Here is a 26,042-nt window from a genome sequence, read left to right on the forward strand (position 1 = left end):
CCTTCAGCACAGAGAAGATCGCCAATGATTAGGCAGCAGTTCCCCGTCCGCTCCGCCTCACTGCGCTTCATTAAGCTCGGCCGTTAGGATTCATGGGAAGGTTGCGCAAAGAAAGATTGAGCTTGTCCGACACGCCTGCGGCTTTGACAGCGGCGACGACTCAGACGCAGCACGGCATTCCGATGCTGGGTCAAGTAGATCCACTGGTAGTTTTTTTTCGTGACTCGCCAGTCCGGAGCCGCCGGCCAATTGCCCGGGACTCTGCTTTTCAGCCAGATGCCCTTCGATGCGCGCGAAGTTCTGCGGCCGACTGCTTTCGTATGCGGGTAGCCATTGACTCAGCCGCCGCGAATGCCATGAGTCACAACTGCCGTTAGTTGCGTTACGGCGCTGCTCACTACTGACCGTGATCGGTGCGCGTTCGAGCGGAGTAACAGAACGTCCGCATTGGTTGAGAAACCGCTCCCCTACCCTCGATAAATTTCCCTAATGCCTACCCTGCTCTGTCCCGAGTCACCACTCCTGAGCTGGTCCTGATTCGCTTGATCCCGAACGCGCTGCACTCTCGGCATCCACGTGCTCAATCGCGTGCCACTTCTTCCGAGTCCCGACCGCTGCGTCGCTCTGAAATCCCGGGCTTGCCGAGATCGCCTTCCATGCCTTACATCTGATGAGTCCAACCACATTGCTATGGAAAGCGACGCCATGAGTCGACCGAATTGCCTCGTTCCCGATCTGCCTGTCTGGGCGTTGGACAATCCGTACCTGCAGGCGCTGAAGCCCCGCTTCTTCGCGCGCCCGGCGGAGGGGGTGTGGGGCGAAATCCCCAAGCGGGTGCAGCGTCTTTTCGTCGAAGTTGAGCGCCGGTACACGTCGACGGACCGGGCGGAGGCACTGGGTGAGACACTGCGAGCACTCGTCCACGATGGCGCGTTCTTCCCTAATAGCCCGGCGATGATGAACAGCGAACAGGAGAGCCGGGTCAACCTGTTTGCCTGCCACGTTCTTTCGCCACCGATTGAAACGGGGGGATTCGAGGTCGCTCGGACGATTCACGACGGGTGCGGCGGTATCGGCTACGACCTGACTGCACTCGAGGACCCCGTGTCCCTGACCGAGGTAATCGAGCGGGAGACTACCGCGCTCAATCCGGGTAGAAAGCGTAAGGCGCACAGCGCCGTGACGGTGGACGCCCTCCATCCCCGCTGCGATGCGTTCATCGAGCTGGCCGGACGCCTATCAGTCACGCATACCAACGTCGAGCTGACCGATGCGTTCTTCGCGTTGCTCGCGGCAGGCGATGACGAAGCAGTGCGACGGTGGGGCACGATCTGCGACTCCATCGCGGCGACAGGCACCCCGTCGATCGCCTTCGCTGGCCAGAAGGCAGCGCGGTCGCCCAATGGCGAGCGCCTGGTGCTCAATCTCTGCGGCGAGACGCCACTCCGCGAGAACGAATCGTCGCTCGTGGGCACGCTCAACCTCGCCCGGTTCGTCTCAAGCGGCCACTTTGACGTCGCGCGCTTCATTCGCGCCGCGAGAATCGGCGTCCGGTGCCTCGACAACATGCATGACCTACAGCGGCATGCCTCTCCCATAGTCGCGGAGCGTTGCGCGCAGGGCCGCAAGATCGGTCTCGGCGTCATGGGGTATGCCGATGCGCTGCTGGAGCTGGGTATCCGGTACGGCTCGGAGGATGCTCTGGCTTTTGCGCGTACCGTCATGGGACGGCTGTCCCAGGTCGCCTACGCGGAGAGCGAGGCGCTCGCGCGCGAGCGCGGCTCCTGCGACCCCTCGCTGCAAGGCGGGGATGGGCGGCCGCCTCGGCGCAATGCCGCGCTCTTGGCGATCGCCGCCAATGGCACGCTGGGCCTGCTCGCGAACGTGACCGGAGGAATGGAGCCGATGTTCGGTCTATACACCCGCCAGATGGTCGAGGACGCCGAAGCGACTTGCCAGCTCCAACCCAGCCTCGCGCGGGCGCTGCGTGCAGCCGGCTTCGATGAGGACGGCGTCGTGCGCGTCGCGGAGCTGCTGGCCGCTGGCATGAGCCTGGGTGACATCGATGGTGTACCCGAGAGAATCCGAAACACCGCGGTCTGTGCGCACGAACTCGCATTCCAAGCCCATATCCGGACCCAAGCCACGTTCCAGGCATTCATGGATGGCGGCATCTCAAAGACGATCAACCTGCCCCGGTCCAGCACGGCCGCGGACGTTGCGACTGCCGTCCTGACGGCGCGTGATGAGGGGTGCATCGGGATTTCGCTGTACCGGGATGGCAGCGTCGTGGGCCAGCCGTCGCAGGCGCTCGGCGCCGATCAGGCCGTAGGTGCCGTGACCGCATGACGGTCTCGAGCGTGCGCACTGCGACGTTTATCTGCTTCGACGGCCCAAAGGGCGTTGGCAAAACCACGCTTCTCAACGCGGTGGCATCTGCACTGCGCGACGGCGGACGCAGATGCGTCACGTGGACGGAGAAGGACTTGGATCCGTACCGCGAGGCGACCCGCCAGTCGCTTCAGGCGTTTCGCGCCTCGCCCAGCCCGGCCGTCGAGCTCGCCATCTGCGAGCAACTGGCACGTGGAAGGGCCTGGATCTCTCGAGAGGTCTTGGCGAGCGCCGCCGATAGCAGCGTGGTGCTGATGGACCGATGGTATCCATCGGACGCGGCCTTCAGGCGAATGGTTCCGTTCGAGGACGTGCTGCGGATCAATGCGCAGCTCGGCGTACGGCGTCCTGACGTCGTCGTGGCCGCCACCTGCCCGCCTGAGGTGTCATGGGACCGGGCGCATGTGCGCACGCGTGGACTCGACAGCCTGGTGGTCACCAACTTCGACGAGCACGCCGCAACGACCGGCGCCTTCGATCGGGCGGCAGGAGTCCACGGATGGCTGCGCTGCGATACTCGTCGCTCCGTGGAGCAGTGTGCTGCCGATGTCCTCGCCGGGCTGGGTGGATTCCGCGAGACCTGAGGTTCGCTCGATGGCGGCGAGCGCTTGGGGCGCTCTAATGTCCAGCGAGGGTTCCGCGGCCACGATGCCGGCAGGCTGTGGCGCCCTATCCCGTGGTGCGCGGAAGTGCTAGGACGCGGTCCCTCCAAGAGGGCGATGGCCGTGCCGTCGAGGCACGCGGCATTGAGAACGACTGCGTCGCGGCAGAGCCCGCACGGCGGCGCGAGGTCGGATGACAGTCCGTACTAAACGTGGCGCCGTACGGCGGTCGCGAACGGCGGGTATTTGTAGGCGGTCGCCTTGTATCGACCCACGCTGCGTCAGACCTATTGGGGAATAGATGTGCACTGAAGTGTGCCGATTGTAGGATAGGTTCTACTTAAGTGGGCCAGAATCGGTTTGTAGAAGCGGCGCTAGCGGCGATAGTGGCTCCACCCAAGCCAAGCGCGACCGCGATGACCAAAGCCCGCTCCCCCCTACAGACCGAAGTCGCAGCCTCCTTCGTCCGGACGGTCCTGCGGATCAGTAATGCCCGCCCCATCGTTCGGGGTGAGGGGCGACGCCGGGTCAGCCAACGTGACATGGCGCGGGCTCTGGGGCCGGGCAAGCTCTCCCGGTCCGGCATCGCAAAGCTGATGACCGACGAAGCCGAAGCGAACCCAACCTTGAACACGATCTGCCAGATCGCCGAGGTGCTCGGCGTCCCACCGGCCTATCTGCTCATGCGAGATGTCGACTGGGAATTGCTCGCCCAAGCGATCGATGACTACGAGGCCCACGCGAAAAAGCCGACGGTGATGCAGCTCGCGGCGCGTATCGCACAGGACCCGGACCACAGCGCGTTCAACAGTGTTGTGCACGGCCGTCAGGTTGCCGAGACGGTGCTCGAGATCTCAGAGCCCGCGAGCGGCGATCCGCTCATTCGCGAGCCCTACGACGAGCGCATGGATCACATCGGCGCCGCTTGCGCGGCGCCGCCCCTACACCGGATTCACCTCAATCGCCCCGGCCTCGTGGCCCTGCTTCTCACCATCTGTGCACGCATGGGCAGTGCCTTCCGAACCACTTCTCCCTGATCACATCAACACGAGTGACCCGACCATGGATGCCCATCTGATTCAGCACACCACCGATCTCAATCTACTGCTGCACGAGGCACTCCCGGATGACCTCGACATCCTGGTGGACTACGTGACCGACCGCGGGAAAGGCCGCCTCGCCTTGGATGGAACCATCTGCAAGGTCCTCGTCCGGGCGAAGCAGACCCAGAGTTACGGGCCGAACGAACGCGCGGCTCTGGCGAACGAAATCCTTGAGTTCGGCGGCAACACGCTCGGCAATGCATTCCGCCGCGTGCGCTCCAGCCTGCCCTTCATCTCCGACAGCGGGGGCGCTGCTGCCTCCGGCACGGTGCCCTACGACGAGATCGTCGGAGACGTCGCGAGCCACCTCGGCGTCAAGGTCTCGAAGGGCTCGCCGATCGCCATTGTCGAGGAAGGGATCCTGCGCAAGATGATGGGCGATGCGGTGCAGAAGATGACCGATGCGCAGCGCCACGAGGTGGAGGTCGCCCTAGGCTTGGGTACCTCTGCGGTATCCCAAGCGGCATTGATCGTGCTGCTGCAGACCGGGCGCATGGGCGGGTTCGCCACTTACAAGATGGCGGCGATGGTGGCCAACGCCTCGGCACGGGCCCTGCTCGGACGGGGTCTGCCGCTCGCCGTGAACTCCGCGCTCAGTCGCACGGTCGGCGTCGCGCTGGGACCGATCGGCTGGGCCCTCATGGCGGCCTGGACGTTGGCCGACTTGTCCAGCCCGGCCTATCGCGTGACTGTGCCCTGCGTGGTCCACATCGCCTACCTGCGAACCCGGATGCTGGCGGAGGCGAAGTACATCGAGTGTCCGGCCTGCCACGACATGATCGAACGCACGGCGCGCTTCTGCTCCAGCTGCGGTGCCGCCCAAGGGGGGAACGCCTGATGTTCCCGTTGCCGTCTGACTACCTCAAGACTTTTGTCATCGCGTTCGCCGCCGGCGCCGCTGCAACCGTCGCGAGCGCGGCCTTCGGTCGGCTCATGTACACCCTCGGGCGAAACGCCGGATCCCCGGCCCGATAGCCCATCGGCGGCGTAGGTCGCCTTCCCACACCCACTACCCGCAACGCCGGTCGACTTCCCGACCGGTGAAAGGAGAGCTCATGTCCAACGAATTCAAAGACGCCCGCAACGACGCCGGCCGAGATGCCAAGATCATGCAGGCCCCGCCTGTCACATCCCGGATCCACGACGCGATCATCGAGCCGGCGGACGACGCGCGGGCGACCCTCCAGAGCGTCGCTGGCATCTCGGCTTCGACGTTCGCCCAGACGATCGAACGCACACAGATCAGCCGCTACCACACGGCGAACGGCTTTGGATTTGCTGCCGAGGATGCGCTTAATCTTAATGACCGTCTGGCTGGGAGGACAGTCATAGCAGCGGGGCAGAATGGGGTGCGCAATGGCGCCGATCGGATCGTCGACGGTATCGCGTACCAGACCAAGTACTGCCGGAATGCACGTGCCACGGTGCGCTCACTGTTCGATCCGAAGACGGCGCTCTACCGGTACGGGGACATGAAGGCCGAAGTCCCACCGGAACAGTATGAACTCGCGGTTCGTCTCATGGAACGCCGCATCGCGCGTGGCCAAGTGCCAGGAGTGACCGATCCAAAGGACGCGGCGAACCTGATCAAAGCGGGTTCAATCACCCGGGCGCAGGCTGTCAAGATCGCTCGCGCAGGCACCATCGAAGGCCTGACCTATGACGCCAAGCTCAACGTGCTCAATGCAAGTTTCACGTGCACTCTTACGTTTCTGGTCAGCCTCGCGCAGCGCAAATGGGGTGGCGCCTCTGCACGGGAGTCTTTTGAAGGCGCGGTGCGTGATGCTTTGGCCTCCGGTCTGCTTTGTATGGGAACGGTCGTGGGGTCCGCGCAGTTGATGCGGACCCAGGGGGCGCGCGTACTGCGCGTCGGCATGCACGATGGCGTCAAGGTTGCATGCCGCACCGAGGTCGGACGAAAGGTGGTCCATGCCGTAGCGAAGGCGAGCTTGAGGAAGGCGGTCTACGGCGGTGCTGCGATCTCCCATGTGGCCAAGCTCGCGCGCTCGAACACCATCGCCAACGGTGTCACGACGGTCGCAATGTCGGTGCCCGATCTCTACCGAGCGACGATCAAGAAGAACATGTCGTGGGCACAGGTGGGGAAGAACGCTGTCATCAACGGGGCCGGCGTCGCCGGAGGTTCTCTAGGATGGTGGGGCGGCGCGACCGTGGGCTCGCTCGTCGGTACTTCGCTGGGACCGGTCGGAACGGCCGTGGGATTCGTCACAGGGGGCCTTATGGGCGCATTTGGCGTGGGCAGCGGCTCCTCATGGCTGGCATCAAAAGCGATGGATGGCGTCGTCGAGGACGATGCGGCCGAGGTGCTAGAGCGTATGCCGGAATGGCTCACGCCCCTAGTCCACGACTACCTGCTGACCTCGCCCGAACTGGATGAGCTGTTGAAGACCGTGCGCCAGCATTGCACGCCCGAGTTCCTGCGCAGGCTCTTTGGCGGCCGCGCCGACGCGGCGCGACTGGTCTACGAGGAGTTCGAACCCGCCTGCTTTGCCATCGTAAGAAAGCGCGGCACCGTCACGCTTCGTGCAGTGTGACGCGCGGCCGGCCCGCACTCCAAAAGCGGACCGACGCGGGCGGAGGCCAGCGTCGGTCATGCGTATACGGCAGAGACCCCCAGCTCAGGGATCATGATCCGATTATCGATGCGCTCGTGCTTGAAGATACGGCGCTCGCTGACGGCGCGCTTGGTTCGATAGTCGATGAAGTTGTCGTTGCTGACCACGTAATCGTGCTCGTTGGAGGCAAGGTCGAGCACGACCTCATCGGCCGCACCGTTGACGATGTGAACGATGGCATCACTGCCGATCGACTCACGCAACTTGGCTTCGTTGAACCCGCGCTTTCGGATCGATCCATCGAAAACGAAGATTGTCTTGGCCTGACGATCGAGGGAGCGGACCACAGCCTGAAGTGGCGCGACGCCAATGAAAGCCCCGCGACTGAAGCACAGGTTCATTCCGTCGAACACAAGCTTTTCGATCCGGCGGGAATGCCGCGTTGAGATTTGTTTCAACCGGTTTTTCAGCTTCTGGATGTCGCGAACTGAAGCTTCGATATCCCGTTGGAATACCTTGATCGCTTCGGCGGGACGGCTGTAGCCCAACTCGAGGCGGGCGCGGTCGTGGAGAAGGCGACGTTCGCGGCCGGAGCCCGCCAGTTCCAGTTCATTCTCGAGCTTCACCGCCTGCCTGGACTTGGCGTACGCAGCAGCATGACGGCGCTCCGCTGCCTCAAGGTCCTTCAGATACGGCCTTAGTTCCTCATCGAGGCAGCGGCACTGGGCTTCTAGTGCAGTGCACTCGGCCTCAAGGGCGTGGATGCGATCCGTCACGGCCTGCAAGCGCGCCTCCGCCGACACCGGATCGAAATCCGCGCGCCATACAAGTGCGCTGTTGACCTGCTCCGAGAACGCCTTTGCCTTTTCGAGTGAGGCCTGTGCGATCTTGATTGCTTCGGTCAACTCGTCATGCGACCTGATCGCCGCGTCACGCCGCTGGAGAATGAGCTTGCGCTCGGCAGAGAACCAATGCAATGGGTTAAAACCGAACGAGGCCTGCTGTACGAGATTGGCGACGATCCTGTCCGCTTCCGTCAAGCGCGTTTGAAGATCCTTGAGTCGCTTCGTCCGTCCTGGCAGCACGGTAGCCGCCGCCTCGGCTTGCTTGCGCACATGTGCGACGTCGAACCGCTTGTAGCGCTGGCACTGCTGCAGAAGCGCATCGGCTTCCGCCCGCGCTTCCCCCAGTTCCACGATCAATTTATCGAGCTTCACCCGATGCGGGTTGTAGTGCATTAAGGGCCCCCTATCCGTCTTACTTCTAGCCGAAGCGTAATGCGCCGCTGTCGATCACGGAAGGACGACGCATCCACGCCATTGCGCTCAAGGCGTGGTTAAACAAGTCAGGCTGACGCACAGTGCACCATTCGCCCGAATGGCCCACTCGATTCGACAGGTTCTCGCCCGACCTTCCGGCATCACGAGCGAATCGACCTCGCTAGCCACGTGTCGAACGGCTCGTGTCGCCTCCCGACGAGGCGGCTGTCATCGCCGCTCCTGCGCTCACAGCAGAAGATCTCAGAGACATCCGGAGCTTGATTGCCTAATGGCGCTTTACGGTGCGTTGGACTTCGCTAGGCGGGAGGTTCATTTGCCTGAGAGCCGGTGCGTCGAAGCCGCAGAGTAACGCCATCCCCACCTTCACCCACGCTGCCCAGCCGGACTGAGGGCATTGGATTCTGATTATTGTTGGATCCTTGGGCCTGGCCGGGGCGTTAGCGTCCACCGCGGAGTTCGTGCGAGCACGCTACAACGCGGCCGATTGCGTGTTCTGGGCGCAGTTATCCCGCGTCGGTAGATTCAGGAAGGTCAAAGGTAAGCGTTGTGCGCATCGTTCCGGATTTCCTGGGACAACCTCCAACCAGGCCGGGATCAACCTTCCATTTCCTCGCTGCTTCAGCAGCCGCACGATCGAGATCTCGGTTCCGACTAGAACCTACGACAGCCACACCACTCACTTGACCGTCGCCGTCGTACTCGAGTTCCACCTCGACCTTACCCGAAACGCCGGCTCTAGCCGCTGCTGGTGGATAGCGCGGCGACACCACTTCTACAATTTGGGGCTCGCGGTCAGGCTGCCCGAGCGTGGCTGTGCAGCGAGACGCAGCTTCTGCCTCTTCTTCAGCTAAGAGTTCAGCGCGTGCAGCATCTTCCGCAGCGGCATTGATCGACTCGATACGCGCTCGGTGTTCTCGTTGAGCTTCATGGTTCGACGAAGCGATTTGGTTAGCGGAGTTCTGACCAGGTACTTGACTTCCAGTGACGGGTGATCGAGCGGCAGTTGTGTCGTCTCCCGTCCGATCATCAGATTCGTCCGTAGCTGTTGCGGGATACGTGGATGCAGACGATCCGGAACCGTCGGTCGTTACGGCTTGCTGATTGCGACAAGCCGCATACACGCTTTCTGAGAAAAGCTTGGCATTGTTCATTTCTGGAAAATCAACGCGAGCCTTCCTGACGAGACCGGGATCTGCAAAGGCAGCCTCAACAATGCGCCGCCCGTACTCGGCTGGAATGGGTCCAGAACTGGTTGCAGACTGGACTTGTGCCAACAGTTCGATTCTTTGGACGCCTTCCATACGTGCCATCGCAACGTCCCACGCCATCCCCTTAACCCCGACGCAGTCGATGGGCTGGCTCGCACCTGGCGAGCTGCCTCCTTGGCCGCAAGACGATAGAAGCAACGCAGTACAGAACATCATAACAACAGGCAACCAGCATCCAACCACCTTCATTCGTCGAGTCCCCAATCTCATAATGATCATTCTAGAAAAAGCATGCCAAGGCTTCCCACGCCTTGACAGCGTGATGGTATAGCAGCTCTCGAAGCACGAGCATCCCTATGAAGTTGGCGGCCTTGTAATATTCTTCACGACATTACGGCACGTGCGTTGCACTTCCATAAATGCGCAAGAATGGGCGCAACACACATACTCGCTTGCCGCTGCTCATCGCCATGCTTTTCGCACTCCACATTGAAGTGGCCCACAAGCTGGTGGGCATGGCCCCCGCGGCGTTCTTCGAGTACGCGACCGGGCTGAACCACATGCTCTATCGCCGGGGCCGCGGCTACGCAGCCCTCATGGCCAATCGTGAGCAAGTCGAAGCGCATTCCGACTCCTTACTGCTGCGCATGCTCCAGAAGCGCGGCGTGCCCGATGCCGAGTTCCGCGGGTTCAAGGAAAACATCCCCCAGGGGCATTCGGCACTCATGGTCTACGGGATGGGATTGCTCGACGCGCACAGCACGTCCGCCACCCGCGAGCTGGTCGCCATGTTCGATGCGTCAGACGAGCGGCTCTGCCAGCTGGATAACACGGACGTGCCTGGCTTCCTCGACGAAATCGGGCCAGAGTCCGAGCTGGGGCCTGCCTACTGCGCCCCGTTGGCGGTGGGTGGCATCCGAGGCCCTACGTTGGAGCTGTCCGCGCCTGAGCGGGCCGCCTTCGATCTCGCTTTGAACCGTCGCGCCCACATGGCGCTGTCGTTCTTGGCGGCTGTGGACCATGAAATCGGGCATTGGATTAGCCGCACGAAGCTTGCCGATGCCATGGGGGGCCTCCCCAGATTTGCGGTGCTGTTGGTACCACCCGGCCCGCCCGATCGGCGTCGCCATACGCCGGCCGATCCGGCCGCGCGTCTCGTCGATTTCATCGGCGCGGTGGGCCACTTCGCGCGCGAAGGTCGCTGGCCTGAGCGCCCGATCTCGATCGCGGACATGGGTGCCCAGGCAGATCGCTCAGGGATACGGGGTGGTGAGAGCGACCGGTTCATTCGAGCCCTCAGAAGTGGCAAGGACCCACTGACTCGAAAGTCGTTCAGGACCCTGGTCCACACCCAACTTTGGACACCAGAAGCCAAGGCATCCGACCTCGACGATCAAGCAGACCTGCTTGAAACCTACTTGGTGGCCACTCTCCTGTTGAACCTGCTCCTGCCAGATCACCCAACCGCCGTGGGCCACCTGGACCGCATGGGCTGGCGGGAGGCCTACCTGGGATGGTGGGCGCGGCATCAACACCGCTACCCACCCCCGGCCCCGTCGACAGGGTCCCTGCCCCCAGCTTGGCTGATCGACCCTTAGTTAGCGCTTCGCAGGAGCGTTGCTGCGGTTGCCGCCCGATGGCACGCCGGTCTTGGTCGACGGCCAGCCCCCCGCATTCCCCTGCCCCCGAGCACCACCGGCAGTCGAGCCACCCTTCGAGCCACCACCGGCCTTGCCAGCCGAGCCGCTATTACCCTTTGCCATGTTCGTGTCCTCGTAAGCCCCACATGGGGCACGGAAAGCTTGAACGTTGGCGCGCGCCGCATAAGCCCCAAAAATTCACAGGTGGGGCATAGCGCTGGTGCTGGGAAAGGACTTAGGCAGCGCCCGCTTTGTAGACGGTCCGCTTCCCCACGGCGGCCTGCTTCTTGGCCGTGGGCTTGGCCAGACCTGGGATGAGGAAGTCGGCCGCCTGGTGGCCGCGTTTCACCTTCGCGGCCAGCCATCGGGGTTGGCTCCCTCGACCCGACCAGGTATTGCGGCGGTTCTCGGGGTCGCGGTACTTCGCAGCCACTTTCGGCAGCTTTCGCGCGGCGCGCCTCTTCGGCCTGGCCGGCTCAGGTGCGGTGCCCAGCAGATCTCCGATCGCGTAGCCCTGCGACGCTGCGAAACGTGTGAGGTCGCGCCGAACATCTGCGATGGGGCGGCGTTTGCTGACCACCTTCAATCGTTGTTCGGCGATTTTGATCAGCTGCGTCAGCTCAGCCAGGGAAAAGTGATCAAGTGCGAACTTCATGGTCATAACCTCAGGCTGATCTTCAATGACGAACCGTCAGGTTCGCGGTGGCGCGGCATCCATCACGGTAGCGCGAACAGCCGAGAAACGGACCGTTCGATCCATTCCGCTGCTGGAGGTTGCCCTTCTTGCAGATGGGGCACCGATCACCTGCCGACACTGGCGTGGTGATGCGTTGGGATGTGGCGGGCTGGGTTCGCCGTGTAGCCCCATCCTCAATGTTGCGTTTGTAGTCGCAGGCCGGGAAGCGACTGCAGGACAGAAAGGGGCCGTATCGCCCATCCCGCTGCGTCAGGACGCCAGCGCTACATTTCGGGCAGGCCTCCAATGCCTCTCCGTCGATGGGCTGAATCTCCAGCCCATTCTTCTTGCCTAGCTCCACCAGGAATTGCGAGGGCTGGCATAGCACCGTGTAGAAGCGCACCTGCTTGCGCGCGCGCGTCATGGCCACGTAGAACAGCCGGCGTTCTTCGGCGAAGGGATACGGATCGGGCACGGGCATGGCCAGCTGCAGCGCCGGGTCGTCCTGGATCTGACTGGGAAAGCCCATCGTGCCTTGTACGACGTTGAGAACGAACACGTACTCGGCTTCAAGGCCCTTGGATCCGTGCGCGGTCCGATATTCGATCGACAGGCGCTCAGCGAACTGGCGCTGCCACGCCTTCAGGCCGGCAGGCTCGTCGTTGCGATATCGCCCCAACAGCATCACGGTCATGCGCGTGCCCTTGGCGGGCGTAAGCTTTCCATCCACTAGCAGCTCATGCATGTGAGCCAGCTGCTTTTCAACGTACGGCGCGATGTTCGCTTGATCCGCGAACCCATAGGCCAGCATGGGCGTCTTAGTCAGCGGATTGGTCGTCTTGACCTTCTTTTTGATCTGGGCCGGGTTGGCTTGAACGAACTGACTGGACACGTCGCACAGGCTTTGCGGACACCGGAAAGTTGTGGTGAGCGACAAGCGTGTGGCGTGCTCGAACGTCTTCTCGAACTCGGTCATCACCGTGATATCTGACCCAGCGAAACGATTGATGCCCTGCCAGTCGTCGCCCACCACACACAAATGCGCGGGGGGACTGGCCTGGCCCGACAGCGCTTTCAACAGTCGGATGCGGGCGCGCGAGCTGTCTTGGAACTCGTCGGCCAGGATCAAGGTGTAGGGGCTCTTGTAGGCCCCGGACTCCACGTGGCCGGCCGCGAGGATCAACATGTCCTCGAAGTCGATGAAGCCGCCGCTCTTGAGGCGCCTTTCCCACTCCGCGGCTATGCGCTCGTAGATGGCCAGGTACATCCGCAGGCGTGCGCCGAACCCATCTTCTGATTGTTCGGCAAGCGCGTCGACCAGGTTCCGGTGGGTCAGCCCGTTGTTCTTCACGTGCTGCTGGAACACACGGAACGATCGGGCCAGATCCTGCTCGTGGACCGGCGCAAGACCCGTGGCCTCCTTGTTCGGATCGAAGACCGGCTGGATGCCCGCCTTGATCAGCGCTTGCTCTAGCGCCGGGATCGCCTCGCCGGTCTTCAGCCCATGCGAGGTGGTCTCGAAAAGCGCCGTCCCCTTCTCTTTGTGGATTTTCCGCTTCCACCTCACACCCTCCAGGTAGTCCCCGAAATGCTTAGGGGCCTGCCCTTTTTCGTTCAGTGCGAAATGCTCGTGGTAGAGCTTGCCTTCGGGGTAGTAGAAGTCGGGAAAGTACTGCCGATGGTGGGTGGTTGCGGTGTCGTGTTCGTAGGGTTGCTCGTACACATAGTTCACACCGTTGTAGAACAGCCAGTCGGCGATCGTGCGCTCTTCCTTGCTCTTGACCACTTCGCCGCGTGCTGTCCGAAAACCTCGAACGCCGTTGCCGTAGGCATCGGGCACGTCCGGCTCGTTCCACTTTCCGACATCGCGCGCGTAGACCACGCGGAACAGATCCCAGTCTCGCTTGAAAGTCTTGTCCTGCTCGGACAGCGTCCGAATGATGTCGCCAACCTCGCGGACATCCCCACCTGGATTACTGGGATCTACCCAGGGCGCAAGCGCCGGCTTCTTACCGGTGGCCTTGGCGATGACATCGATGCCGAACGCATGGAAGGTGTTCGAGCGCACCTTCTCGACCTGAGGCACGCCCTTCAACTGCTGCGCGATCCGCTGGCCGACTTCTTCTGCCGTGGCCTTGTTGAATGCCAGCAGCAGAATTTGATCGGGCGTGGCCAGACCTTGGTGGAGGGCGTAGCCCGTCTTGGCCACCATCGTCGACGTTTTGCCGGAGCCAGCCGCGGCCACCACCATCACCGCGTCATCCATGCAGATACACGCATGGATCTGTTCGTCGGTCAGTGGGTTCTTCTCGACCTTCGCGAAGAAGTCGCCGCGCTTGAGCCTCACCAGAATGGTGTGCTGCGTATTCGCCTTGTCGAACTGGTTGCGCAGTGTCGTCAGAGGCGAGTCATCGCCTACCGCCTGCTTCCAGCTTTTCGTTTGGTGCTTGGGCGCGGGGTTGGACGCCAGGAAGCGGCTGGCTGTGCCCTTAGGGATCCATCGCACAGAACCTGTGCCGGCGTATCGCGTGGCGGCGTCGATCCACTCGCGGTACGCCGCGTCGAACGCTGCCTGCCAGCGGGCCGCATTCGCTCGAGCCTCTTCGGCCACCTTCGGATCGACCGGCGGCGTGGGCGGTGCTTTCGGGGTTTTGTTGCCAAAAATGGTCCCAATGAGCCAGAGCAGCCCAATGACGATCAGAAACTCCATATCCCCAAACCCAGTCCCGTGGCCCCCGGCTCCTTGGGGTCATATTGCCACGCAGGCGGCAGACTGGGCCTAACGGCGCTTCCCCAGCCCGGGGCTGCCACCCTGGAGGACGGGACTGCCGCCCCGGCGCCTGCGCTCGCCCTCATCCGGGCCCAAGGCACGCTCCATGCGCTCCTTGGCGTTGCGCGGGGGTGGCCTGGGCGGGACGGCTGGCGGTAGCTTGGCGATCTCCGCACGGGTCAGCTTGACCGGGGTGCGGGGCTTCTTGGGGATGATGGCCTTCGGTCCCGCCATCACCCCAGTCTTGCGGTAGCGCCTCACGGCCGCCCGCGCCAGCTTCTCTGCTTTCGACCGGCAGTAGCGACGCTTCATGCCGTCGATCACCAGGCGGTCGTAATACGCCTTCTCGGTGGCGCTCATCGGACTGTGGGCGGGCTGGGCCTGGGCAGGTTGCGGCGTTGCCTTCGTGGCTGCTCGCTTCGGTACTGCAGCGGGGGCAAGACCCCTGCTCTTCTGGCGCTCGGTCTCCGCTCTCTTGGCCCGCAGGGGACGCGCCACGGCCACGCGCTTCTGAGGCTCCAATGGCCCAGCCTTCTTATCCCCTGGAAAGTATCCGAGCTTCCGGAACCGCTCGACCATCTTCCCAGCCATGGTCTCAGCTTTCGCTCGGGAGTAGCCGAACGCACGCATGGCGTCTTCCACCATGCGCTCGAACTTGGGCTTCTCGTCATCCGTGAGTGTGATCACGGAAGCGACTCTTGCCCGCGGAACTGCTTGGCCAGTTCGCTGGCACACAGCGGCGCGCCCTTGGGGTGCGCATTGGCCACCGTGAAAGCGGCCACCTTCGTTGAATGTTCCAGCACCTGCTTGGTCATCCCGTCCTCGGCCCAGTCATCAGGCAACGCCGCAATCGCCCCCAGCGCTTCCTTGCCAGAGAGATATTGCATGCAGGTCAGAAGCGACCACTGAGTGCCTGTGGCCTCGCGCAGTAAGCGCCCCGCATCTTTCTCGGACATACGATCGGCCAGCACCGCAGCCAATGCGAACGCGGCCAGCTTCACCTTGACGAGGGGTGTGAGCTTCTTTTTGGGTGGTGTGAGGTTGTGGTCCCTCACTGCTGCATCTGCTTGTCAGGCACGGCCCATCCCGCGTCATCAGGCGACGCAAGCAGATCAGTGAAGTGCTCTCGCAGCTCAAGGTCCGCATCGTCTGACCACACCTGGTCGACCAGATCGCCAGCAATGCGATCCCACCCTGCCCAGAATTCGGTGTGGGTGATGCTGTGATCAGTGGTCCTCAGGTACTCGGACAGTTGGGCGAGTCGTGGATCAGTCATGTGCGGGCTCCGGGGCGTCCTCGCCCATCTTCATGATGTAGTGCGGTTCCTGACCAATGGCTTCGAACATCGCGCGGAATTTGCCCAACAGGTAAGGCACGTCGTACTCGGTCCAGTCAATGGGTGGGCCATTGATCGCGTCTCGGTGGGAGCCTCGATCGACGAAACGATCCAATGCCGCGTACCTGCTGGAGGTATCTGCGTCAGCCAATTGCTGGACTGCCACGGGGAAGTCAGAAGACCCGGTGGTGAAGGTGAAGAACTGTTCCAGGATGTTGCGCATGGCGTTGGGCACGATCTGGGTGGGGATCTTCCCGTCCTTGGCATCCCGGAGGATCTGCCACCACACGTCGTAATCGTTCAATAGCTTGGTGGGATCCAGCGTCTCGACTTCCGAATGCGCGATCTTGACCACGCGTAGTAGCCCGCAATGGTTGTGCGCCTTATCCAGGTTCATCGTGTGCTGGCGGATAAGCTCGTGGAAGAAGAACAGATTGTGGGTCAGGACGATTACCTGTTTGACGAGCTGGGGCCGGTTCTGGGGCTTAGCCAGCTCGCGGTGGATCATCGTGGCGATGTCATACACGTAGTTCTGGGACAGGCTGGAGATCGGATCGTCGATGACGGCAATCGTGCGCCGTGCGTCCACGGTCTCGTGTTCGTCGTGCGACCCCTTGAGCGACTCCATGAAGTAGAGAAACGCGATCAGCGTCTTCTCACCTTCGCTCAATGACTTCGTCTCGCTGCTAGCTACTCCTGGGCGCGCCAGGCAGTACACGCGATCCTCGCCCGCTTTTCGATCGATGCTAAATGCCGTGATGCCCAGGCTGCGAAGTCGATCGTTGATCGCATCGATTGAGGCATCGACGCCCTTTTGAAGCCGGCGCAGATCACGCAACTCGGTGTTGAGTCCGTCTCGCTCCTGCCGCTTCGCTTGCAGGTCTGCCTTTGCCTGCGTCTCGGCCTCCAGGAGCGGTCCGAGCAACGCGTCATGGTGCGCGTAGGCCTCCATACGCTCGGCATGCATGACCTGGAAGAGCATGGCCTTGATCCGATCTCGCTCGCCCCTGCGATCCCGGATACGTGTGTTGAAGTCAGCGATCAGGGCGTTGAGCTTGGCCAGTGCCTCGACCAGTGCGTCCACATTGACGGGGACAATGGAGACCGCCTCCCCCGGCTGCGCTTCCTTCCGACGCAACGCCGTCAAGGTGTCATGGAACGCCCCACGAGCCTGGGACCAGGCAAGCTCCACCCCTGCTTCTTTTGCGTCGGGGTCGGCCAGAATCGTCTGGGCACGCTGTTCCAGCGCGTCGAGCTGGGCGGCGTAGTTCTGAACTAGTAGGGCGATCCTGTCGACCTTCGCCTTGCGCTCGCCTTCCAGGAGCCGCGCCAACTCTTCGCGGAAATCGTGAGGCAACCCCTGCTGGCAGAACGGGCACTGGTCTGTGTGCGTGTACGCCTGACCACGGGCGACCCAGTCCGCGTTGCCCAGGTCGGCAACAAGCGGTGCCAGGCGACTCGTAGTCGACACCTCCACGACCTCGCCCCAGATGGGATCGCTCTCGATCCGGCTCAGCGCAGTGGTATCCAAGGACACTGATGCACGCTCGCTTTCGGTGCCAGAGACATCGGCCCAGCGCTTTTCCAGTCGCTCGATTGAGTCCAGCTGCCCGTCCTCGGGCAGGACATGTGTGCGCAGGTCGGTGAAGAACTTTTCCTTGTTCCGGCCGTAGCCTTCAAGCAAAGACGCCAGAGCTGTCTTCTTGCCCCATTCGTGGGCCTTCCAGATGTCGTCTTTGGCCCGCACGAACTCCTTGGCAATGTTGCCCTCGGCCGTGCTGACGCTAGCGGTGGCGTCTGCGATCAGACCATCCAGCTCGCCGTTGCGGGTCTCGATGTCCTGGATGCGTTGCTGGCGAACGGTATCGACTTCGCCAACGGTGAAGATGCCTTGGATCGGCTGACCAATCAGGCGCTCCACATAGTGGTGGTTGTAGACCACGTACCGATAACGCGCGTTGTCGGTTGTCTCAATCCGGCAGTGGGTGAACGCAGCATCGTTGCGCGCGAGGCCATCGACGACTTCACCGATGGCAGACTTCCCTGCTCCATTCAGTCCGTAGACGTACGTCGCGGTCTTGTTCGGGATCTCGACTGAATGGGCGTTGGTGGGATGAAAGCTCTTGTGATGATGAATTGAAATAGTTCTGATCATGCCCGCTCCCTGCGGGATCATTGTGGATCGGGCCGTGAGGCCGCTTCCTTGACCGCCCGTAAAACGGCTGGCACTTGTCAAACGACTATAGCGAACAGTCGGCTCTGCTTGACATGGGCTTCGTGGCTTACGGATGCCCTGGCCAACTGGCGCGGGGCGCTGCTCCCTCCTCTGCACAAGTTGAGAACCCCGCTCCTACAAGGCTCATGGATGTCCGCTCCTAGCCGAAAGCGGTCGCGGCCTAGGCTGGGAACGGCTCGAGCTCGGGTAGTACGTCGGCGAACTCGTGATGAAGTGCATTCATGACCGCTACAAACTCGGCGTCTCCGGTTATTTCCGCAAGCATGATCACCGTCAGCATGGTCATCGCATTGGTGTTCTTAAGCAGGTCGGAGAGCAGCTGCGCGGGATAGCCCGACTCACCTCGCTGAAACGGATGGATGCCGCCATGAACGTAGGAGTTGAGCCCATCCCACAGTCGTGCGCGTGCTCGACCGAGGAGGGCGGCAGCTCCTCGGGGCCCTAGTGTTTCGAGAGCTGCAAGCATATCGGGCACCCCGGGGAGCTTCTTCGCTGCCTGTTGGCTTTCCGGGGTGAGCGGGGCTAGTAGCCGAGCTAACTCGGACTCTTTCGCGGCGTGCCGCGCCCACACGGCCCGCACCAGAGCCTCGAACTGGGATCGCAAGAGAGCCGTGGCCGAGGGCGGGACCTCCACCAGGAGCATTCGAACAGCACGGCCGTGTTCCAGGGATAGCGAGCACAGGCCAGCAGCCGCGATTGCTGACGGCTCAGATCGGACTTCGCCCCTTTCCCACGCCGCGCAGACAAGCGTCTCTAGCGCCACTGAACGCTCAAGCTCGGCAGTTAGCCGCTCCAGCGCATTGATCAACTGAGGCTCGGGTCCGTCCATCCGACAATGGTATGTCGGCTTCCGGCCAGAAGCGGACTGGCAAGACGATGCGGTCAGGACCTTATTTCCAATAATGGGGTGCGACACCGAACCAAGCCCGGATCTAAGCGGGAAGCAGCTGTCAGGAAATCATGCCGCGGCGCCGATAGAATACTTCACAGATCTCGTCGACAAGGAAATGACGTGGGCAAGGTGCTGAGAGATACAAATCACATCGGTCAACTTGGGATTAGCTGGCTTCAATGGATTATCGAAGGGCAATGGGCCTGCGGCGTGGAAGTCGTTTCTGCACACAATGATAACAGTCTGGACATCCTCATTCTTCTCAAGAGGCGCGATGGGAAGAAGGGCTATAGAGGTGCTACCGGAGATGTAATATTTGCCCAAGTGAAAACTGGATACGTTAAAACGGTGCCGACTGGTCCATACAAGATCCAGCTCGGAAAGGATTACGTCACCAGCCATCGACCCCGATGGCTATCGTTTCCGGGACCCGTGATCATGATTAACGTTATCCCACCTAAATCTCAAGGAAGTAACCCGACTGCATTCTGGACTGACCTGAGGAACCCTTTGAGCTACGCCGGATCCGGAGATATTATTTTTGATCCAAAACGCACCCTGGCCGGCCTGGTCGGGAAGTCCGCTATGTTCAATCTCTGCTGGCGTTGGACCGAGTTTCGAAAGTTGCCACGCATAGAGGCACCGCGGGGATTTGCGTGGTCGAAAAACTTGCCAGATCAGAATGTGGCTGTACACGAAAGCATTCATGAACGTAGCAAGAAGTTCTACAAAGACTGGATGAACGAATCCAACATTAGTCCCGCGTCATTTGGTGATGTCAGGATTACTAACCGCGGTTGGCGGCATATGACTAGAGCTGGTCGAACGAAGTCAAGGATACTCCAGTCATTGCTGTTACTTCCGAGCGCAAGCAGGCTACTTGAGCCTCAGCACGGGATCGCCAAGAAGCGCCTGACCTCATCTGAAAAATCGATACTTCCTAACGGTCAGGTCCGCGAACGATTCTATGAGGGAGTTACGGCAAGAATCACGTTCTTCCAACGTCACGAGGCAATCGTTCGGGTGGTGCTAGAGCGAAACATTTTTACGACCGCGAATGGAGAACCGTCAAGTGACGAATCGACTCTTTATTCGATCTATGAGATAGCTCGTCGCCGATCGAGCGTGTAAATAGTGGAAGGGGCTGTTCGAGACAGACCTAGAACTGTCACCGAAGCAACATGCGCTTTCCCCTTCTTGCGGGTCAGGGCGCACCTGAAACCGTCTTTACTAGGCCCCCTCCGCCTCTGAGCTTACCGCAAAAATACAACATGCAGGAGAAGTGAAAGAGGCGCTGTGGACAGTGACTAGGTCTGCTCCTACGCCGATGCGAAGCTTTAGTCTCAGAAGGCGCTGTTCATGTGTGGGATTTCCCGGATCTTCAAATCATCTCTGGATGAAATGGCTCATCCGTTCCGGCCTCTCGCGAGTCTGACCATACCTCGACAGACTGTCAGGCCAGCGCAGAGTGAACAGTTCGATCAAGGGATCTTGCTCAATCCACAGAATGCACCCGCAGCACATCGTCTACCAGGATCGATCATGCGAGCGCGCCGAGTGGTTTGTGAGAAAGTTTCGGGTTATCAAGCACGGCAAAACGATGTCGATCCTGAGGTCTTAGCCACCTGACAGCAGTTCCGCATGACGTCGATCAGCGTTACATGCTACAGCCGATGTCCGCTTTTGGCCGAAAGCGGACCTTGAGGGGAAGATCACCGCGCCCCTAGGAGGCAGCTCCCTGCTGCAGCACGCTACAGGTTTGCGCAGTTCTCCTGCCAAGCGCAATCGGACCGTGAAAAGGACTTCTCCATGGAATTGGGAGCGAATAGTCACCGAGCTTCTCAGGATTTAATGCCGGTGCCCTTAAAACGGCAACGATCGGTGTACACGCCCTCTTAGATCAAACAGTCATCACATCCCGGCTCACCGCTCCTTCGACTGGCCTCCACTAATCTTGGCGCCCCCTTCTGAGGTGCGGCGGGCACTTGACGAACAATCGCCTCAGAACTTCGAGAAGTGAAGGGTGAGGCGCTTACCCGTACGGCGCTGATGAAACATGAATCTGCGAAAAGTCCAGCGCTAATCGATAGCGGATAGGAACCGCACTATCGCGCTCGCTTTCCTCAATTTCAGTCACGATGAAGGGAAAGTCGTCAACAAGTTGATGCATGAGAAGGTGCAAGAAGAGCACTTCGGCGAGCGAGCGAACAAACTCAGTCGCAGCGACGATCTCCTCTTTCACAGACATGGCTTGTGAGCCTGGTTCTCCCACCATTTGCCATGTCGGCTCGCAGATGTCTCCGCTGGGTAGCGCGTGGAAGTTCTTGATGACGGTACGGATCTCGCGTGGATGCTCGTGGTAGTTCCTAAGCTCTGCGATGTAGCGGACCCTGTCAGCGTGCGCTCGAACAAACCTGGTCAGAGGTGTGTCCTCGCCAACATGCTTGGCAAGCCTTGTGGCGAGATGATCGAAGTTGCTATCAGGGCGCTCAAGATCGAAGAACAGGGTAGGCAGCTCGCATACAAGCTTTACAGCTCGGTTGATCTGGACGAGGAACGCTCCGCAATCGAGCTCCAAGCCCTCGACGTGTGGAAACGGATTGAAGCCACGACCGCCATTATCACGTGGAATTCCCCTCTCCTCGATCTGATTGGTGAGCTTAGAGATGCCGGATGTGACTCGATCAGACAGCGTCTCACATGCCAGGAGCACTTCCTTGCAGCTATGCATGTGCTGAAGAACTGCTTCCTTATCGACCGTTCCGTCAAAAGATGCCGAGCTCAGCATCTCCTTGGACTGAAGCAGCACGCGTGCAACAGTCAGATTCGCGGACCCGTAGTTCGAGACCGGGGTCGAGACCCAGGGAGCATTGGGGTTCGTCTCTTCCGGATCTACAGACTCGGGTGTCTGAATTCTAAAGGTCCTGTCTACCTTGAAGATCTCCAGAAACGATCCACATGGGCACATGGCAGTGATGGGGCCAGTCCCCTCCTTGAGTTCTATGGATCCAGGGTAGTGCCGCGGGGAGCGTGCACTGATTTCCGCATTTTTCGACATGTGGGGTTCTCAGAAGACGCTCAGCAGAGTGGGGCTACAGCCTTGGCCCAGCGGCGATTATGCGCAATTATGTAGATCCGCATAAAAGCAAGTAAATTGATGTGGGAAGAGACGTTGGGAGCCTCTTAGGCGTCCAGCGACCGCTCTTGTGTCAGGTTCTCAGCACGTTGAGTTTGCGTCCGCTGACAACCTTGATGCCATCTCGAATCGGAGGCACCCTTGAGCTACCAGCAGGGGAAGGTCATGTTCGATCATCTGAAGAAGGAATTGGATCGTCTGTCTGTTCCGCAGCAGGTTTCAGTTCCGATCGAGAGTGACTCCGACGGCTACTGGGACAGGGAGTGCCCTTCGCCCGAGTGCCTCTTCCAGTTCAAGATTCTCTACGAGGACTGGAAGAACATTGTGAGAGACGAGGAGGTCTTCTGTCCCTCGTGCCGGCACGCAGCGCCCGCCAAGTCGTGGTTCACGACTGCCCAAGTCGAGGCGGCTCGAAAGTACGCATTCGGGACAGTCGTCAATCGCGTGAACAGCGCGATCAGAGCGGATGCTGATGCATCCAAGCGAAGGCAGAGCCGGAGCTCTATCCTTCGCATTACCCTAGAGGCCAAGGGGGGGCAAGACGCGATATTGCTTCCTATCGCTGCAGCGGAACCCATGCGCCTGAGGGCGAGCTGCGAGAACTGTTCGTGTAGGTACTCCTACATAGGCGCTGCCTACTTTTGCCCGTCATGCGGCGAAAACTCAGCCAGCCACACATTTTTCCAGACTCTCAGCTCGATTCGCACTGCTGCCGGACTTCGTGGCACATTGGCCAGTTCAATCGGCGCCGATGAGGCCGAGGTCGTAACGCAGTCTCTCATCGAGAAGGGCATGTTGGATGCGGTGACATCTTTTCAGAGACTCTGCGAGCAGCTCTACGCGCAATGCACCGGGAAGCACCCCAGACGAAACGCGTTTCAGAGTCTGGACGCTGGGTCAGAGCTCTGGGAGTCCGCGGTCGGCCTGAGCTATGAACAGATGACCGATTCCGCCTCTTTGGCCAGGCTCAGGGTGTTCTATCAGCAGCGGCATCTGCTTGCGCACCAGCAGGGAATCGTGGACGCAGACTACATCGAGCGTAGCGGTGATCATCGCTACGTGGTCGGCCAGAGAATTCTGGTTCGAGAGAGGGAAGTGCTTGAATTTGTGGAGATCATTGAGGCACTGGGCAGCAGCCTGCTGGAACGCACGAAGAGTTGAACTCTTGCTGTGCATAGAAGCAAGTAACGGGCCGATATCATCTAGATGCCATCGCCTTCGAGGCATGGCGCGCTAGGCAAAGCGGCCGCGCGATCCGCCCAAACTGAGTTCTTCCACTGCCCCAACCGAAGGCCTAGTGCCGAGGGCGGAGTTCTTCCACCGCTCCGATGACCTGTCCGATCAACCAGCGCCAGGGCATCCACTGCGCGATCGAGGGCACGCGCCCGGCACCGAGCGTCTCTTCCAGCTCGTTGAACACCAGATAGTTGGCAGAGACGGCTGGGCCGGTGACAGGCCGCTAGGCGGCAAAGCCGCGGCATCGGAAGCCGGAGGGAACTAGGCTTGGGCGGCAGCCAGCATGCCTCACTCCCAGGCACTGAGACGAAAGTCCAACGGAGCATCACCGGTTCGAAACTTTGTCTCCGCACTGCAGGCCGGGGACTCAGCAAAATTGGGCCGGCCGGTTGGCTGTGGTCAAACATCTAATACAACTGGCCAACATCTTGTTCGATTCGCGCAAGCAGGCGCTGTGGGTGTTCATCGCGATGATGTCGTTGTACGACCGTGGCGCCCTTTTTTGGCTCAGGGTGATAACGACGCTTGGACAACCAAGGTGCATCAGTATCACAACGGATGGCTAGCGCGGGATCCGCAGTTCGCCACAGACAATCTCTACAGATCACTACTTACGTTTCTGATCCCTAACTTTGCGCTAGCGCTAATCGAGAACCCCATCTCTTACGTCGAGCGACGTAGGGCTAGGCGCTCTGGGTAAAAGCCTTAGTTAGGCTGCTCCCTTCTAAGACCTCTGAAGAGACGGCGATTCGCGATCGTACTGATGACCGCTTTTCACACCGTCGTTAGCAAGGCTATCCAGCACTTCATTTGCCCACGAGCGCAGTCTGCTCATTTCTGAGTTGGAGAGCATCCGGGGAACCATCTGGCGCCTCTCGTCACCAGTTTTTTGAGCGGCGCCATCCAACGCGGAGAACCTTCGCCCTAGTGAACTCTTCGGCGAGCTAGAAATTTTTGCTTTATCCATGGCCAGGGTGGGTGTTTGCCTTAGCAGATTGCCGGTGACAACCGCACTTGCAGCAGTATTTTCGTGATCTGCTGTTTTGCTTGAACGCCCAGTAGGCAACGCCGATAGCGAGCGCAAGACAACCTAAAACCATGCCGGCTGCTAAGAGCAGAACATCGCTGAACTCGATTGCATTTTCCATCACGGGACTCCGCCACGCGCTTTTATGGATCTTAGGGCATCTGAAGGACTCCAGTTTTCTTCGGACTCTTTGGAATTCTTCAGTTCGAGTGACACCATAGTTTGTGCACGTATTGGAAAAATGTGCACAAACTATGGTGTACAGCCATGCACAAACTATGGTGTCACCACCACGTTTCCAGTCGCGTGGCTGTGGCCTCGCTCTCGATACTTCAGAGTCCGCCGGCGTAGCCGTGCTGGCGCCAGGCCTCGAACACCACGACCGCGACCGCATTCGACAGGTTGAGGCTGCGGTTGCCCGGCTGCATCGGCAGGCGCAGGCGCTGGCCGTCGGGCACGCGGCCCAGTACGTCGTCGGGCAGGCCACGGGTTTCGCTGCCGAACAGGAAGGCGTCGCCCGGCGCGAACGCGGGCGCATCGAACCGCACGCTGTTGCGCGTGCTCAGCGCGAACAGGCGCTCCGGCCGGATCGCCGCGAGTGCGGCGTCCAGGTCGTCGTGGACTTGCAGCGTCGCGTACTCGTGATAGTCGAGGCCGGCGCGGCGCAGGTTGCGGTCGTCGAGGTCGAAGCCCAGCGGCCGCACCAGATGCAGGCGCGCGCCGGTGTTGGCGCACAGGCGGATCACGTTGCCGGTGTTGGGCGGAATCTCGGGCGTGTGCAGGATGACGTTGAACATGGCGCGGGCGCAGGCGGCAGGCCGGCCATTGTCGGTCACCAGGGCAGGGCTTTGCCGTTGAAGTCGAGGAAGCGGCCGCTGTCCGCGTCGCGCAGCCCGGCGATCACGCGACGCAGGCCGGCAACGGACGCTTCCGGCACCTCGCTGGCCCCGGCGCCGCCCATGTCGGTTTGCACCCAGCCCGGGTGCAGAGCCACGACCACGATGCCGCGCGCGCGCAGCGCGTGCGCCAGCTGCACCGTCGCCATGTTCTGCGCCGCCTTGCTGATCGCGTAGCTCGGCGTGCCGAAGCGACCGGTGTTGGCGATCGAACCGAGTTGCGAGGACAGGTTGGCCACGCGTGCGCCGTCGGCCAGCAGCGGCGCCAGCGCCTGGGTCAGCAGCAACGGACCGGTGACGTTGATGCGCAGACTGTCGTCGAGCACGTCGGCCGACAGCGTGCCGAAGCGCTCGCCGCTGTGCAGGACCCCGGCGTTGTTGATCAGCAGCCCGATGCGCGCGTCCTCGCCCGCGGCCATCGGCCATTCGCGCACCAGCTCGTCGCGCGAGCGCGTGTCGCCCACGTCGAGCGGCAACACCTTGAGGTGGCCCGGATGCTCGGCCGCGAGCTGGTTGAGCGCGGTCGCCTTGCCCGGATGCCGACAGGTGGCAACGACGGAGGCACCGTCGGCCAGCTGCTGGCGGACGAATTCGAGGCCGAGGCCACGGTTGGCGCCGGTGACGAGGGTCCAGTCGGTCATTTGCGTGCCTCGGGAGAATCGGGCTTCGATGCTAGCGGGCGGGTCGTGAGGATCGGACGGGCAAGGCCGCGGAGATCGCTGGCGCATGGCCAGACCGAGGCAGGTCCGCGATCTGCTCCTTCCCCCGCGCGCGGGGGTAGGCCGGGATGGGGGCGAACGCCCGGATCACGGCAGGAACGGATCGCACGCGTTGCAGATGCCTGGAATCCGGACACCCGTCGGCCTGACCGTTCGCCCCCACCCAACCCTCCCCCCGCAGTGCGGGGGAGGGCTTCGATCCGCTGCGACGATCGCCTCGACCACAAGCAGAGCCCCCGACCATGACCTGCGGCCCGTGTCGGCGGCCCGGCGGCTGGCTAGGATGCGGGTCCAATTCCGCCCGAATCCAAGGATCGG

The 26,042-nt window shown here is 61.3% G+C and carries 20 protein-coding genes; 8 read left to right on the top strand and 12 right to left on the bottom strand.

Annotated elements, in window-relative coordinates; translation table 11 throughout:
- Positions 1 to 705 precede the first annotated feature (705 nt).
- The 5 genes from E2F49_RS11550 (at position 706) to E2F49_RS11570 (ending at position 6,651) form a co-directional block, all read left to right on the top strand.
- Entirely contained in the window at positions 706 to 2,349 is a 1,644-nt protein-coding gene (locus tag E2F49_RS11550) for a hypothetical protein (RefSeq protein ID WP_165971219.1), read from the top strand.
- Positions 2,346 to 2,975: a nucleoside/nucleotide kinase family protein gene (locus E2F49_RS11555; protein WP_133394018.1), complete on the top strand. Its 630-nt coding sequence runs from the start codon at positions 2,346 to 2,348 to the stop codon at positions 2,973 to 2,975. The genes E2F49_RS11550 and E2F49_RS11555 overlap by 4 nt, the downstream gene beginning before the upstream one ends.
- Before the next feature lie 434 nt (positions 2,976 to 3,409).
- Positions 3,410 to 4,030 carry a helix-turn-helix domain-containing protein gene (locus E2F49_RS11560; RefSeq protein ID WP_133394019.1) on the top strand — a complete coding sequence of 207 codons (621 nt, stop codon included), beginning with the start codon at positions 3,410 to 3,412 and terminating at the stop codon, positions 4,028 to 4,030.
- A 25-nt stretch (positions 4,031 to 4,055) separates the two neighbouring features.
- Entirely contained in the window at positions 4,056 to 4,934 is an 879-nt protein-coding gene (locus tag E2F49_RS11565) for a ubiquinol-cytochrome C chaperone family protein (RefSeq protein WP_133394020.1), read from the top strand.
- A gap of 217 nt (positions 4,935 to 5,151) precedes the next feature.
- Positions 5,152 to 6,651 carry a hypothetical protein gene (locus E2F49_RS11570; protein ID WP_133394021.1) on the top strand — a complete coding sequence of 500 codons (1,500 nt, stop codon included), beginning with the start codon at positions 5,152 to 5,154 and terminating at the stop codon, positions 6,649 to 6,651.
- Positions 6,652 to 6,707: 56 nt separating this feature from the next.
- On the opposite strand, the gene E2F49_RS11575 is transcribed toward E2F49_RS11570, so the two are convergent.
- Together E2F49_RS11575 and E2F49_RS16810 are read right to left on the bottom strand one after the other, a co-directional pair.
- Positions 6,708 to 7,910 (bottom strand): hypothetical protein, encoded by a 1,203-nt coding sequence (locus tag E2F49_RS11575; RefSeq protein WP_133394022.1) that lies wholly within the window; start codon positions 7,908 to 7,910, stop codon positions 6,708 to 6,710.
- 545 nt (positions 7,911 to 8,455) lie between these two features.
- Positions 8,456 to 9,280: an energy transducer TonB gene (locus E2F49_RS16810; RefSeq protein ID WP_425481375.1), complete on the bottom strand. Its 825-nt coding sequence runs from the start codon at positions 9,278 to 9,280 to the stop codon at positions 8,456 to 8,458.
- Between the two features lie 332 nt (positions 9,281 to 9,612).
- Here E2F49_RS16810 and E2F49_RS11585 point away from each other — a divergent pair, with 332 nt between their 5' ends.
- On the top strand, positions 9,613 to 10,758 hold the full coding sequence (locus E2F49_RS11585) for a hypothetical protein (RefSeq protein WP_133394023.1): 1,146 nt from the start codon (positions 9,613 to 9,615) through the stop codon (positions 10,756 to 10,758).
- 277 nt (positions 10,759 to 11,035) lie between these two features.
- Here the strand turns inward: E2F49_RS11585 and E2F49_RS11590 are convergent, their stop codons facing one another.
- The 7 genes from E2F49_RS11590 to E2F49_RS11620 form a co-directional block, all read right to left on the bottom strand.
- On the bottom strand, positions 11,036 to 11,455 hold the full coding sequence (locus tag E2F49_RS11590; RefSeq protein ID WP_133394024.1) for an H-NS histone family protein: 420 nt from the start codon (positions 11,453 to 11,455) through the stop codon (positions 11,036 to 11,038).
- Between the two features lie 22 nt (positions 11,456 to 11,477).
- Entirely contained in the window at positions 11,478 to 14,186 is a 2,709-nt protein-coding gene (locus E2F49_RS11595; protein WP_133394025.1) for a UvrD-helicase domain-containing protein, read from the bottom strand.
- A gap of 69 nt (positions 14,187 to 14,255) precedes the next feature.
- Complete coding sequence (locus E2F49_RS16430; protein ID WP_165971220.1) at positions 14,256 to 14,606, bottom strand: hypothetical protein; 351 nt, start codon at positions 14,604 to 14,606, stop codon at positions 14,256 to 14,258.
- A 323-nt stretch (positions 14,607 to 14,929) separates the two neighbouring features.
- Entirely contained in the window at positions 14,930 to 15,301 is a 372-nt protein-coding gene (locus E2F49_RS11605) for a hypothetical protein (protein ID WP_133394027.1), read from the bottom strand.
- On the bottom strand, positions 15,298 to 15,522 hold the full coding sequence (locus tag E2F49_RS11610; protein ID WP_133394028.1) for a hypothetical protein: 225 nt from the start codon (positions 15,520 to 15,522) through the stop codon (positions 15,298 to 15,300). The genes E2F49_RS11605 and E2F49_RS11610 overlap by 4 nt, the downstream gene beginning before the upstream one ends.
- Positions 15,515 to 17,737 carry an AAA family ATPase gene (locus E2F49_RS11615; protein ID WP_133394029.1) on the bottom strand — a complete coding sequence of 741 codons (2,223 nt, stop codon included), beginning with the start codon at positions 17,735 to 17,737 and terminating at the stop codon, positions 15,515 to 15,517. The genes E2F49_RS11610 and E2F49_RS11615 overlap by 8 nt, the downstream gene beginning before the upstream one ends.
- A 241-nt stretch (positions 17,738 to 17,978) precedes the next feature.
- Positions 17,979 to 18,647 (bottom strand): DUF6988 family protein, encoded by a 669-nt coding sequence (locus E2F49_RS11620; protein ID WP_133394030.1) that lies wholly within the window; start codon positions 18,645 to 18,647, stop codon positions 17,979 to 17,981.
- 183 nt (positions 18,648 to 18,830) lie between these two features.
- Here E2F49_RS11620 and E2F49_RS11625 point away from each other — a divergent pair, with 183 nt between their 5' ends.
- Positions 18,831 to 19,841, top strand: a complete 1,011-nt coding sequence (locus tag E2F49_RS11625) for a DUF4365 domain-containing protein (RefSeq protein ID WP_165971221.1) — start codon at positions 18,831 to 18,833, stop codon at positions 19,839 to 19,841.
- Positions 19,842 to 20,742: 901 nt separating this feature from the next.
- Here the strand turns inward: E2F49_RS11625 and E2F49_RS11630 are convergent.
- Entirely contained in the window at positions 20,743 to 21,768 is a 1,026-nt protein-coding gene (locus tag E2F49_RS11630) for a hypothetical protein (protein WP_133394032.1), read from the bottom strand.
- A gap of 219 nt (positions 21,769 to 21,987) precedes the next feature.
- Here E2F49_RS11630 and E2F49_RS11635 point away from each other — a divergent pair, with 219 nt between their 5' ends.
- Positions 21,988 to 23,007 (top strand): hypothetical protein, encoded by a 1,020-nt coding sequence (locus E2F49_RS11635; RefSeq protein WP_208004861.1) that lies wholly within the window; start codon positions 21,988 to 21,990, stop codon positions 23,005 to 23,007.
- A gap of 1,434 nt (positions 23,008 to 24,441) precedes the next feature.
- Here the strand turns inward: E2F49_RS11635 and E2F49_RS11640 are convergent.
- Together E2F49_RS11640 and E2F49_RS11645 are read right to left on the bottom strand one after the other, a co-directional pair.
- A complete protein-coding gene (locus tag E2F49_RS11640) occupies positions 24,442 to 24,906 on the bottom strand; it encodes a tRNA (cytidine(34)-2'-O)-methyltransferase (RefSeq protein ID WP_133394033.1) in 465 nt (154 codons plus the stop codon).
- A gap of 35 nt (positions 24,907 to 24,941) precedes the next feature.
- The gene (locus tag E2F49_RS11645; protein WP_133394034.1) at positions 24,942 to 25,646 is read right to left on the bottom strand and encodes an SDR family oxidoreductase; all 705 of its coding nucleotides are present in this window, start codon (positions 25,644 to 25,646) and stop codon (positions 24,942 to 24,944) included.
- Between the last annotated feature and the right edge of the window lie 396 nt (positions 25,647 to 26,042).

The organism is Luteimonas terrae (assembly GCF_004358165.1).
Lineage (GTDB): Bacteria > Pseudomonadota > Gammaproteobacteria > Xanthomonadales > Xanthomonadaceae > Luteimonas > Luteimonas terrae.